At 37.0% G+C, this 12,478-nt stretch carries 11 protein-coding genes; 5 read left to right on the forward strand and 6 right to left on the reverse strand.

The genetic code is table 11. The annotated features are described in order from the left end of the window. Positions 1–14: 14 nt before the first annotated feature. The 3 genes from BTO11_RS08465 to tolC form a co-directional block, all read right to left on the reverse strand. The gene (locus BTO11_RS08465) at positions 15–1,610 is read right to left on the reverse strand and encodes a vWA domain-containing protein (RefSeq protein ID WP_105052198.1); all 1,596 of its coding nucleotides are present in this window, start codon (positions 1,608–1,610) and stop codon (positions 15–17) included. Positions 1,611–1,637: 27 nt separating this feature from the next. After that, positions 1,638–2,315 carry a TcpQ domain-containing protein gene (locus tag BTO11_RS08470; RefSeq protein WP_105052199.1) on the reverse strand — a complete coding sequence of 226 codons (678 nt, stop codon included), beginning with the start codon at positions 2,313–2,315 and terminating at the stop codon, positions 1,638–1,640. 267 nt (positions 2,316–2,582) lie between these two features. Then, entirely contained in the window at positions 2,583–3,920 is a 1,338-nt protein-coding gene (gene tolC, locus BTO11_RS08475) for an outer membrane channel protein TolC (RefSeq protein ID WP_105052200.1), read from the reverse strand. Between the two features lie 236 nt (positions 3,921–4,156). Between tolC and nudF the strand changes: the two genes are divergently transcribed. The 5 genes from nudF (at position 4,157) to BTO11_RS08500 (ending at position 9,856) form a co-directional block, all read left to right on the forward strand. Further along, entirely contained in the window at positions 4,157–4,801 is a 645-nt protein-coding gene (gene nudF, locus BTO11_RS08480; protein WP_105052201.1) for an ADP-ribose diphosphatase, read from the forward strand. Between the two features lie 44 nt (positions 4,802–4,845). Continuing rightward, a complete protein-coding gene (locus BTO11_RS08485; protein WP_105052202.1) occupies positions 4,846–5,304 on the forward strand; it encodes a DUF1249 domain-containing protein in 459 nt (152 codons plus the stop codon). Between the two features lie 34 nt (positions 5,305–5,338). Continuing rightward, positions 5,339–5,941, forward strand: coding sequence for a YqiA/YcfP family alpha/beta fold hydrolase (locus BTO11_RS08490; protein ID WP_105052203.1), 603 nt, complete (start codon positions 5,339–5,341; stop codon positions 5,939–5,941). Positions 5,942–6,037: 96 nt separating this feature from the next. Then, positions 6,038–7,927, forward strand: coding sequence for a DNA topoisomerase IV subunit B (gene parE / locus BTO11_RS08495; protein WP_105052204.1), 1,890 nt, complete (start codon positions 6,038–6,040; stop codon positions 7,925–7,927). Between the two features lie 381 nt (positions 7,928–8,308). Further along, positions 8,309–9,856: a hypothetical protein gene (locus BTO11_RS08500; RefSeq protein WP_105052205.1), complete on the forward strand. Its 1,548-nt coding sequence runs from the start codon at positions 8,309–8,311 to the stop codon at positions 9,854–9,856. Positions 9,857–9,881: 25 nt separating this feature from the next. On the opposite strand, the gene hemW is transcribed toward BTO11_RS08500, so the two are convergent. The 3 genes from hemW to BTO11_RS08515 form a co-directional block, all read right to left on the reverse strand. Further along, positions 9,882–11,024: a radical SAM family heme chaperone HemW gene (hemW, locus tag BTO11_RS08505; RefSeq protein WP_105053710.1), complete on the reverse strand. Its 1,143-nt coding sequence runs from the start codon at positions 11,022–11,024 to the stop codon at positions 9,882–9,884. Positions 11,025–11,032: 8 nt separating this feature from the next. Continuing rightward, the gene (locus BTO11_RS08510) at positions 11,033–11,635 is read right to left on the reverse strand and encodes an XTP/dITP diphosphatase (RefSeq protein WP_146105517.1); all 603 of its coding nucleotides are present in this window, start codon (positions 11,633–11,635) and stop codon (positions 11,033–11,035) included. 178 nt (positions 11,636–11,813) lie between these two features. Next, positions 11,814–12,395 carry a Fe-Mn family superoxide dismutase gene (locus tag BTO11_RS08515; RefSeq protein ID WP_105052207.1) on the reverse strand — a complete coding sequence of 194 codons (582 nt, stop codon included), beginning with the start codon at positions 12,393–12,395 and terminating at the stop codon, positions 11,814–11,816. Positions 12,396–12,478: the final 83 nt, after the last annotated feature.

Here is a 12,478-nt window from a genome sequence, read left to right on the forward strand (position 1 = left end):
AAACACCTTAATGCTTATCCTGCACATCGATTGTAAAATAATTCAATATCATTAAAAGAAGTTGCCATAATCATATGACTATCTACAGCTAAGCCAGTTGTTGTTTCGGTTAGCGTTACTTTCCCCCCAGCTAAGCTGCTAGAGGTTCGAGTAAATGTAATCGATGCATGATCATCAGCCTCAACAGATGTGAAAGACCCTTGACACTCTACTACTTTCCAAGTGTATTCAGGTACTTCGTTAGACCAGCGCAGTTTAGCTGTAAAAGTAACTGAATCTAAGAAGGTATCAGCAGTACCAATAATGGCTAATGACGTAACTACATCACTAAAGTCTTTTGCATTAAACTCATAATTTTGTTCATCACTACAGCTAGTTAAGTTACCCGTTGAAGATATTTGCTGTTCTTCTTCATCGCTAACTGCGGTGGAACATGTGTAATCATCAACCGCGACTATAGTCAGTTCATGATCGCCTGCACGGCTAGGTGAAGCATAAGAAAGTATATATAAGCCATCTTCATAGGTTTTAACTCTGGTGAACGTATCGGCTAGTACATCAGATAATTCATCAAAGTTAGACTCAGTAAATATATTGTTTATAGAGGTGAATTTTGCTAATTCTGCGGTGTCAGTTTCAGTACCAATTGCAATGAAATAGATGTCTTTGTCTTGTGTTGATTCCAACACTTCGTCTTCAGACACTATGCTTGACGTATCATTACCATCGGTGAATACAATTAAACTACCGTAGCTAATTTGCTCTAATGAAATTTCATTCTCCCATAATTCACTGCCTGTTTTTATTGCGCCATTCAAGTTGGTTGAATTACCACCAACCTCAATTGCATCTAAAACAGTCAATAATTCGCTCACGTCTTGGCTTTGCTCTATTAGCGTAGTGACTGAGCTGTCGAAGGTGAGCAAAGAGATGTATTGATTTGTGGTTAACTTAGACTCATTTGTTACTGGGTCAACAAGAACACCTTTAATGGTGTCGATAACTTGTTGTAACTCATCATCATCCAAAGATGCACTGATATCGATAGCAAATACGGTTGTGTATTCGGCATTAAAATCTTTAACTTGTTCGATTTCTAAAAAGGACTCACTTGGAGATATAGATGAACCATCTTCTAACACATTAATAAATTGTAAAAGATTGTCATTCGTCAGGCTATCTAAGGCTAATTCTGTATAGCGGTCTACCAAATGAAAAGCAAAAGTGATCACGGAAGGGTCTTCAACATTAAATGCCAAACCATTTAAATGGTAAGCAGAAAAGTCTGTGCCATTACAATTTATTTCAATGGAATCAACATCAATATTGGATGTACCAGTATTATTAGTAATACTGCAATTTAATTCGTTAGAACTGTTAACAATTGAAACCGAGTAACTTTCTGAGTCAGTTACTCGAGTTTTTGCAGTAAACACGCCATTGTTGGTAAAGACTTCATCAGCACCATTAATGGATAAAGTAATATCACCGCTTAATCCAGAGATTGAACCACCAACACTATATGTGCCTGAGAACTCGTCGTCTGAATCGTCAGAACTACATCCTTGTAATAATGCTGCAACTAGTAATGCGGAGAGTAATTTTTGCATTTTAATACCTTGTTAATTAATAACGTTTTAATTTAAACCTAACTTCTGACGAGCTTTATAATCTTCTTCTCTACGCTTATCAAGAGCTAAACGTCTTTTAGAAATAGTGAGTATACAAGAGTCAGTAACATATGCATCGGGGTTATCTGTAATAACAATAGCGCGTTCGGTTGGACAGAAGTAACCTTTAACATCACCTTCATAATCATTGCCAATGGTTTTAGATATTCTTTCAACCAACTCTTTGAAATTAACATTCTCAACAAAATGGTTCTTGATTATATAGTCGTGTTCTAAGTCCCAAATAACCTCAACACCTTCGCTATTACCAAACACTTCTAATGCCGTTTTTAATGTTTCATTCTCTCTAAAACTTCGGCGCTTCTGTTCACCTTTCCAATTAGGGCTAACCGGTTCAACTAAAAAACGTCGATTTTCTAATTTCTGGCTAACAGATTCTGTTTTCGGAGGTAGTTGAATAGTATATTCATCTAATTGAGTTGCGCCCGGCATAAATGATTGTCTAAACGTAGAGTAAAATTTTGCCACGCCATCAGCCATTTCATGGGTTGTTTTATTTGGGTCTCGAATGATTTCTAATCCCCAATACACAATTGCAACGATAAGGGCTATTAGTGTTGCAGGCAACAATAGCTTCAGCATCAATTTTGATTTTTTTTCTGGCGGTGTATTTGTATCTGGCATAGAAATATCTCGTTTAGAAATTAATATAAAGACTTCGGGCTTTCCGGCGGTCTCGTTTTAAAGCTGCGATGTACCCACATGTATTGCTCTTGGCTTTTTAATAGGGTTTGTTGTAACGACTTACGGTTCAACAAATTTACCAAAATGAATACCAATAAATAAAGTTATATATATCTGCTAATTAATAGTACCTCAGTTACTGAGGGAATTTAATCAGAAGACGAAAAAAAACGGAGGCAAGCTCCGTTTTATTTACTTAGGCGTGAATTAATTCGCTGCTAAACCAGAATTAACCGCTTCAACATCACTACCAGTTAATGAACCAGATGATTGCTTAAGCGTTAACATAGATAGAATATAGTCATAACGAGTATTCGCTAAGTTACGTTTAGCGTTAAATAAGCTTTGCGTGCTATTAAGTACGTCAACAATGGTACGAGTACCAACTTCAAAACCAGCTTGAGTGGCTTTTAAAGCACTTTCAGCTGAAATCACAGACTGCTCTAAAGCTTTTAATGTTGATACTAAGGCAACTACGTCAGAAAATGATGTACGTACTTGTCTAACAACTGAGCGGTGAGTTGCTTCCATATCTTGGCTAGCGTAAACATAGTTAGCTTGAGCTTGTTTAACTGCAGCAGATGTAGCGCCGCCTGAATAAATTGGTACAACTAAATTTAAACCAACAGACGTCGTATTTAGCGCCGGATTGTTGTAGTCGGTGCCGTAAGACGTACCACTATCATCACTATTATTTAAACTAGCCGTTAATTTTAACGTAGGGTAATGGCCTGATTTTGCTCGTTGAATATCATATTTAGTTGCTTCAACTAATAACTCTTTAGCTTTTAACTCAAGGTTATTTTTTTCTGATTGTGTTACCCAATGCTGAATTTTTAATGGTGTTGGCATTGTTGCTTCAAAACGACTTGTATTTAAACCATCAAATTTAGCGTAATAGTTACCAGTAATTTCACGTAATGTTTCTTTTGCTATTTCAATACTGTTTTTACCACGAATTTCTTGAGCGACAGCGCTGTCAAAGTTAGCTTGGGCTTCATGAACATCAGTAATAGCGGTTAAACCAACATTAAAACGTTGTTTAGTTTGTTCTAATTGGCGTTCAATCGCTTTTTTCTCAGCCTGGATGAATTCTAAATTGTCCTGGGCTTTTAATACATTAAAGTAAGCTAAAGTTACTCGGGTAATAAGCGCTTGTTGAGAAAGATCAAATCCAGCTTGTGCTTGGAGTGCTCGTTTTTCAGAAGCATCTAAAGAATACCAAGTACCCATTTCGAAAATAGTTTGAGATAAACTTATGCCATACGATAAAGAGCTTACGTCATCATCATAAGTTGTAGGGTCACTGTAAGTTTCATAATCAGTGTTAGAGTAACCAGCTGTAAAATTAATTGATGGAAGCAAGCTAGAAAATGCAATGCTTTCAGATGCTTTAGCTACATCGTATTGTGCTTTAGCTTTTAATGTTTGAGGGTCATTCTTTACCGCATCTTTATATGCTTCTAACAAGTTTGTCGCTTGAACTTGTAAACTTAATCCCGATATTAGTAATAACAGGGAGGCCGACAAAAAAGATTTTTTCATTTTTATTCCTTAGGCTGAAGCCAAACTTGCAAAAGTCTATATAGTTTAAAATAGGTAACAATTAAAATCATTGTAACGTTTCTAATTGATTTACGTAATGTTTTACTTAGATATAAATAAGGCTAAGTGTAACAGAGTATGTATATAACACGTAATATTAGTGATATCTAATGCAGTGCTTAATGCCCCAGTATTAAATATTAATTAAAATTTATCAGCATAAAGTGAGGACTAAAGTGGCAGAAAACAAGTTTGCATCTCAATTTAATCAAGAAAATGTGGAAATTAAATCTGTAGAGCCTGTATATAATGGATTTTTCAAAATTAACCAATTTACGTTCACCCACGCTTTATTCAATGGTGGACAAAGTGAGGTTGTGAGTCGTGAGATTTTTGAAAGAGGTCATGCGGTTGCGGTTCTTCCTTATGATCCGATACAAAATAAAGTCGTGTTAATTGAGCAAATCAGGATAGGTGCATTAGCGACCAAACAGTCACCTTGGTTATTAGAAGTGGTTGCAGGTATGATTGATAAGCCTGAAGAAACAAGCGAGGTGGCAATACGAGAGGCTCAGGAAGAGGCCGGTTTGACCATAAATAAACTAATTCCGATACTAGATTATTTATCAAGTCCAGGCGGTACCACAGAGAGAGTGTATTTATACTTAGGAATAGTTGATTGTAATAATGCGGCTGGTATATTTGGCCTTGATGAAGAACAGGAAGATATTAAAGCTCATGTATTTGACTATAATGATGCTATCGATTTACTAAACAGTGGTGAATTAGATAACGCGGCAACGGTTATTTGCATGCAGTGGTTAGCGTTAAATAAATCTAAGTTAGACAAGGAATTTGAACTAGATAGAGATGAGGTTTAAAGACAAGTCTAATATAGATTTGATCACAAAATTATGAGTGTTAAATGATAAAACGTCCGCAAAAATATGTGCCTAACTTGCAAAAAATGCAAGCTGTGTGCGCCCGCAATTATGCATTGTTATTAAGATTACTGCCTATGGAGTATGCTCAAGATGCAAGTTGGGATATTAAATGCGATAAGCATCTAGAGTTCCAATTAAAGGTCATTGAAAGAAGTCGTTATACAGATACGCTCAGTATCATTCAATTAACGTCTCATTTACCTAAGTTTATGGTTAGTGAATTTGAGGTTAGAGTTTACCACGATGCTCAAATGGCTGAAGTTATTGGCTTTCAAAAGCATAAGCGATTACGCCAGAACTATCCTTACCCGAATGCCAAACTACACCATAAAGATGAAAAGTATCAGGTTAATAGCTTGTTAAAAGATTGGCTCAACTTAGTCTTCACAAAACAAAATGAACTCACCAATAAAGATGCATTAATGACGCCATCGGTATAATATAGCGCGCTGTTTAAATTATTTAAAAGTGCGTATGAAATACATTCTTTACTTACACGGGTTTCATTCTTCACCAAACTCGCAAAAAGCACTGATTTTTAAGAAATTAATTAATGAGAACTTCGATGGAATTGAAGTTTTAGCGCCTCAGTTAGCAGTCATACCTGATGATGCAGTTGGCCAACTCAACAAGATAATGAAAACTTATGGTGATGATGTTATTGGCATTGTGGGTAGTTCATTAGGTGGTTTTTTAGCAACGTATTTACATAATAAGTTTAAAAAGCCGATTGTTGTTGTTAATCCAGCGGTAAAACCTTTTGAGTTGTTGCATGAATATTTGGGCGAACAAGTACAACCTATCACGGGTGAAAAGTATTGTTTGACTGAACAGCACATGAAGCAACTTGAATCTTTATATCAACAAGAGCTTTATCAGGCTGAAAGTATCTGGCTTTTACAGCAAGAAAAAGATGAAGTTCTGGATTATAAACAAGCGATGGAACGTTATAAAAACTGTAAAATTACATTTGAATTAGGAGGTTGTCATGGCTTTGACGAGTTTGAACGATTCCCTAAAAAAATTGCCGATTTTTTTTGTAATAATTCTGCAATAAAACAGTGCAAGTTAAATTGATTTTGCCTATCACTTAAATTTTCCTTTAAGTTTTAATGCAACATCGTTAATCTCTACAACATCGCATGGAAATTATAGTAATAATTAAATTAATTTATGACCAATAAAACCTATAACGCAGAGTCAATCGAAGTACTTAATGGGCTCGAGCCAGTTCGTCGTCGTCCTGGTATGTACACAGATACAACGAGACCAAATCACTTAGCTCAAGAAGTAATAGATAATAGTGTCGACGAAGCATTAGCCGGCCATGCGTCAAATATTATTGTTATTCTTCATGAAGATAATTCAATTGAAGTACAAGATGATGGTCGTGGTATGCCTGTGGATATTCATCCAGAAGAAGGTATTCCAGGGGTAGAGCTTATCCTGACTAAACTTCATGCCGGTGGTAAATTCTCAAATGATAACTATGAATTCTCAGGTGGTTTACACGGAGTAGGTGTTTCCGTGGTAAATGCACTAACCACGAGAATGGAAATCAAGGTAAAGCGTGATGCGCAAGAATACCTAATAGCATTTGAAAACGGTGACAAAGTACAAGACTTAGAAGTTATAGGTACAGTTGGTCGTCGTAATACAGGTACAAACATACGTTTTTGGCCTGATGCCTCTTATTTTGATACTGCAAAATTCTCTAATTCAAAACTGGTACATAATTTACGAGCTAAAGCTGTTTTATGTCCAGGGTTGAGAATTAAATTTGAAAATAAACAAATTAATGAAAGTCATGAATGGCATTTTGTTGATGGTCTGAAAGATTATTTAATCGACTCAGTTAAAGGTTATGTCACATTACCAGAAGACCCATTTGTGGGTGTGTTTAAAGGTAAAATAGAAGCGGTTGAATGGGCTGTAACTTGGTTGCCAGAAGGTGGTGAACTAGTTGCTGAAAGTTATGTGAACTTGATCCCAACAGCGCAAGGTGGAACACACGTAAACGGACTGCGCCAAGGTTTATTGGAAGCGATGCGTGAGTTTTGCGAATTCAGGAATTTATTGCCACGTGGTATTAAACTGACTCCAGAAGATATTTGGGAACGTTGTTCTTATATCCTGTCTGTTAAGATGCAAGACCCTCAGTTTGCTGGTCAAACAAAAGAACGTTTATCATCACGTCAGTGTGCCAATTTTGTTTCTGGCGCGTTAAAAGACGCTTTTAGTCTTTGGTTAAATACGCATACCGATATATCTGAACAGCTTGCAGAATTGTGTATCTCAAATGCACAAAAACGATTAAAAGCAGCTAAGAAAGTTATTCGTAAAAAAGTGACTCAAGGTCCTGCATTACCGGGTAAATTAACCGACTGTAGTAGCCAAGAAAGCCAAAGAACTGAATTGTTTTTAGTGGAAGGTGACTCAGCTGGTGGCTCGGCAAAACAAGCAAGAGACCGTGAAATTCAAGCGATTATGCCACTTAGAGGTAAAATCCTTAACACTTGGGAAGTAGACTCTGGTCAAGTATTAGCATCGGAAGAAGTTCACAATATTTCAATTGCAATAGGTATGGATCCAGATTCAACCGACTTGTCGCAACTTCGTTATGGCAAGGTTTGTATTTTAGCCGATGCCGACAGCGATGGTTTGCATATTGCTACACTATTATGTGCTTTGTTCATCAAACATTACTACGCGTTAGTCGAAGCCGGGCATGTATATGTTGCTATGCCTCCGTTATATCGCATTGACGTTGGTAAAGATGTTTATTATGCACTTGATGAATCTGAAAAAGACAGTGTGTTAGATCGCATTGTGGCAGAAAAGAAAAAAGGTAAAGTGAACGTACAACGCTTTAAAGGATTGGGTGAAATGAATCCTTTGCAATTACGTGAAACGACTATGGATCCTAATACTCGCCGTTTAGTGCAGTTAACAATAGATGAACTTACTCCAACGATGGAAATGATGGATATGTTGTTAGCTAAGAAACGTTCTGGCGATAGAAAAATATGGTTGGAAAGTAAAGGTAATAAAGCAGAAGTATAACTAGGGGCTGTTTATCTTTCATTTTCTGCAACGCTGGCGGCTATTTGTTGCATCCAGCGAGGCAGAAGACTCGCAAATAGTGGTTCTATTTAAGTGTCTGATAACGAAGTTGGGGTGACAAATAGACCCAGCCCTTCGGGTTGAGGTTAAATTATCCCCACTCTTTGTTATAAACATACTTATTTAATCCATTAAACCTCGATGTTTATGCCGCGATTGGGAATCATTTACCACTCAACGTTGCGTAAAATGAAAGGTAAACAGCCCCTATAAAAACGCTTTATATTTTTACACTCATTAAATCAGAAATTCCACGATGTAGATTAAAGGAATTCTTTTAATCTTTGGAGCTTAACTTTGCGCGCAAATAGCAGGACTAAGATGCAGTCGTCAATATCGACCACAAGCCATTATAATATAAAGGTTGCATGTTTATGCGAAAAAAATAGTTGGGGTACGTTAATTCAAGAGCAGTGTTCGCGCACTGGTATCGAAGATGTTAAATTACTATACAAGGGTTTAAGCTCGCTGGAGCCTGATAATAACTACGATCTGATTATTTTAGATGAAAGTATAGATGAAAACAGATCCGGTAGTGAGGTTGTTGACGGTTTGTTGGCTGCGGGGATCATTAAACCAACAACAGGGGTTATCTTGGTCTGCCAAGACTCTAATAATCACATCCATGATTATGACAATCCTTTATTATTACTCGACTTTTTATCGACGCCGTTTAGTGAAAAAGACGTTATTGTTAAAATAATGAGTCTAGCTAAAGCCATCATATTATTTAAACCAACGTTAACTTTCATCAGTAATGGTAAGTTATCGTTTGCTTATAAAGCACTAAATACCATCCCAAAAGATAATATTTCCATAGATATAATCGAAAAGTTTCTAAAGCTAAAAATCAACTTAACATTTGAAATGGGTAACTTTACTCAGGTCGTATCGATTTGTAGTAAGCCGAATGTGAAAGGTAAACCGTGGAGCCTTTGGCCTAATTTAAAAGCAAATTATGAATTGGGTAACTGGGAATATTGTCATCAATTCTTATCAGAAGAGTCGTTTATCGGATTGCCAGCCGGTTCGATGAAGTTGTTTTGGCAATTAAGAATTTTGTTACAACAGCAAAAATTTGAAGATGCGATTGATGTGATTAACACCTATCCATCAAATGAAATGCCAGCGTCTACGGTTCGTTTAGTTTTCCTTGTTTTTACTTTCGCTCAAAGATTCAAGGAAGCTCAAGAGTTTATTGAACGAAAAATCAGATTGGCAAAACCAAATTCGCTAATTTACGCGAAACTTACTGTCTCCCTTTTCAATATATACCTATATGATTATCTGACCTCTGCGTCTAATGACAAAGCTAAGATATTAGATAAGCTAGAATTACGCTTGAATAGTTTTAGTAAAAAACTGGTGGCGAAAAAATTTAGTACTGAAGTTTCGCTAATAAATATATATTTATTAATTATTAAAGCGGGTACTAAGCCAGATTTAATTAGCAATGCAAAAAATAGATTGGAAGAGGTAAGCAAGTTAAATGACTCTCCTATTATTAAGTGTCAAATTGCTTATGCATGGTACTTAGTTGGTGAGCATAAGAAAGCGTTTGATGCCTTAGTTAGTGTCGATGCAACGTTCGATTCTATGCCTTTAGGTAGTGAACGTTTGATTTTGGGCTTAGTACAAACCCAAATCTTTTATGCTATGTATCACCCAGAGAAAAAGTTTGATGCTTATCACCGTTTCGGAGATAGACATGTGGATAAACAACGCTATAAATTAGCCTGTAAGTCATACGTAAGAGCGTTGCAACTTGAAAATAATGAACACGTGAAGGAAAAGCTACATAAAGCGATGATAGATGCTGACTTACCACATTTATCGGGTCATCAACTCATCCCAGATAACGATAGTTGATCTTTGCTTAGTACGGGTTACAAGATTATAAAAACAAATCCACCAAGTCATTGTAAAACTGAATACCTTTTGCAGTGGTTTGGTATTTCCCATCTGATATTTTAGTTAATAATGTCAGCTCTATTCCTCGGTTTATCTTATCTTCAAGAATACGGGCATCTAGTCCGGTAAGTTGCTGAAAATAATCTAGATAAAATGGTTCTTTTATTCTTAACTTATTCATAAAGTATTCAAAAGGGCGGTCGTCTATTTCAACATCCCACACTTTATTCAAATACGGTTTGGTTAAGTCCATATAACCCTTTGGGTGTTTTACTTTTTCAGTTCGGATTATGTTGTTTTCAGCGACTTGAGTAATTTTGCCATGTGCGCCACAACCAATCCCTAAGTAATCGCCAAAGCGCCAGTAATTTAAATTGTGCTTACACTGATATCCGGCTTTAGAATACGCAGATATTTCATATTGAACGAACCCAGCTTCTTTTAATAACTCATGGCCTTGTTGTTGAATATCCCAAAGGGTTTCATCTTGCGGTAACTTTGGCGGCTGAGAGTAAAACAAAGTATTTGGCTCAATGGTTAATTGATACCAAGATAAATGGGTAGGGTTTAATGCTATGGCCTGTTTTAAATCGGACATAGCGTCTTCTAAGCTTTGATCTGGCAAACCATGCATAAGGTCAATGTTAAAAGTATTAACGCTATTAGCGGCATAAGAGGCGGCTGTTTTGGCCTCATCGTCGTTATGTATTCTGCCTAGCGCTTTAAGTTTGTCTAATTGAAAACTTTGTACACCAATGGATATACGATTAACTCCAGCCTCAGCAAAGCCAGAGAACTTGTTATATTCTAACGTACCAGGATTGGCCTCTAAGGTGATTTCAATATCGTCTTCAAATTCAATACGCTGTTTTACCCCATCTAAGATATTGGCAACGGCTTGTTCTGACAATAAACTTGGCGTACCTCCACCAAAAAAGATTGAGTGTAACTTTCGTCCTTGCACATAAGTTAAGTCTTGGTCTAAATCATCTAATAAATGCGCAACGTATTCAGTTTCTGGTATTTCGCCTTTTTGCGCATGACTATTAAAGTCACAATAAGGGCATTTTTGTACACACCAAGGAATATGAATGTATAAAGATAATGGCGGTAACGCTAATGATATTGGCAAGATTAAAGACCTAACTGTTGAAATTGAGCCATTAATTGTCTTAATGCTTTACCACGGTGACTTAATGAATGTTTTTGATCTGGATTTAATTGAGCTGCGGCAAGGTTTAACTGTGGTTGAAAGAAGACTGGGTCGTAGCCAAATCCGTTCTCACCTTGTCTTTCTGTGCTTATTACGCCATCCCAACTGCCTTGGCAGATAATTGGTGTAGGGTCATCGGCATGGCGCATAAATACCAGTACGCAAACAAAACGAGCTTGGCGTTTACTTTCTTCAATTCCATCCAACTGTGTTAATAGTTTATCTATATTGGTTCCGTCTGTTGCACCTTCGCCGGCAAAGCGAGAAGAGTAAATACCTGGTGCGCCATTTAATGCAGCAACTTCTAATCCTGAGTCGTCCGCTATACAAGGTAAGCCAGTTACCTTAGAGGCATGACGTGCTTTGATAATGGCATTTTCGACAAAGGTAGTGCCAGTTTCTGGAACTTCTTCAACGTTAAATTCGCTTTGCGGAACCACGTTTAAACCCAAAGGCGCTAACATTTCTTTAAGTTCGTTAACTTTACCTTTGTTACCAGAAGCGAGAAGTATGTCTTTCATTATACAGTCCAAAATAGATAGGAATTAAACTGGCGGAATGATAAAGCAGAAAGTCTTAACTTAAAAGGTCTGACTGGGCAACTGGGGAAATCTTTTTGGTCGGCGAGGTTTGTGCAGTCAAGATGAATTTTAGACATAAAAAAAGGCGCATAAAGATGCACCTTTTTTAATACCGTTCTAGTTATGCAAAGTTAGCGTTTGCAAATTCCCAGTTAACTAAAGACCAGAAACCACCAAGGTATTCAGGACGTACGTTACGGTAATCAATATAATAAGCATGTTCCCAAAGATCGACAGTCATAAGCGGTGTAACACCAGCTTCTGTGATTGGAGTACCTGCATTAGAAGTATTAACTATGTCTAAAGAACCGTCAGCTAGTTTAACTAACCAAGTCCAGCTTGAACCAAAGTTGTTCACTGCTTTGTCGTTAAATGCCGCTTGGAATTCAGCAAATGAACCCCATTTTGCATTAATTGCATCAGCAACTGCACCAGTCGCTTCGCCGCCGCCATTAGGGCTCAAAGAGTTCCAGTAGAATGTGTGGTTCCAAATTTGTGCTGCATTGTTAAATACACCACCTTCAGAAGTCTTAATGATCTCTTCTAAAGTTTTACCTTCGAATTCAGTACCACCAATAAGGCCATTAAGTTTTACAACGTAAGTGTTGTGATGTTTACCGTGGTGGAAGTCTAATGTCTCAGATGAAATATGAGGTTCTAAAGCGTCTTTTGCATAAGGTAACGCTGGTAATTCAAATGCCATGATGGTCGTCTCCGTTGGTTTTATATAAGCATAGCTGATAAGATTATAAAACTTGACTATATTACTCAAGTATTAGTTTTACT

Origin of the sequence: Psychrosphaera saromensis (assembly GCF_002954545.1) — a bacterium.
GTDB classification, from domain to species: domain Bacteria; phylum Pseudomonadota; class Gammaproteobacteria; order Enterobacterales; family Alteromonadaceae; genus Psychrosphaera; species Psychrosphaera saromensis.

Excerpts from the sequence above, each read along its gene's own strand:
- BTO11_RS08470 (WP_105052199.1), bottom strand. The coding sequence starts at position 2,315 with ATGCCAGATACAAATACACCGCCAGAAAAAAAATCAAAATTGATGCTG.
- BTO11_RS08500 (WP_105052205.1), top strand. The coding sequence starts at position 8,309 with ATGCAGTCGTCAATATCGACCACAAGCCATTATAATATAAAGGTTGCA.
- parE (WP_105052204.1), top strand. The coding sequence starts at position 6,038 with ATGACCAATAAAACCTATAACGCAGAGTCAATCGAAGTACTTAATGGG.
- BTO11_RS08485 (WP_105052202.1), top strand. The coding sequence starts at position 4,846 with ATGATAAAACGTCCGCAAAAATATGTGCCTAACTTGCAAAAAATGCAA.
- BTO11_RS08465 (WP_105052198.1), bottom strand. The coding sequence starts at position 1,610 with ATGCAAAAATTACTCTCCGCATTACTAGTTGCAGCATTATTACAAGGA.
- BTO11_RS08515 (WP_105052207.1), bottom strand. The coding sequence starts at position 12,395 with ATGGCATTTGAATTACCAGCGTTACCTTATGCAAAAGACGCTTTAGAA.
- BTO11_RS08490 (WP_105052203.1), top strand. The coding sequence starts at position 5,339 with ATGAAATACATTCTTTACTTACACGGGTTTCATTCTTCACCAAACTCG.
- tolC (WP_105052200.1), bottom strand. The coding sequence starts at position 3,920 with ATGAAAAAATCTTTTTTGTCGGCCTCCCTGTTATTACTAATATCGGGA.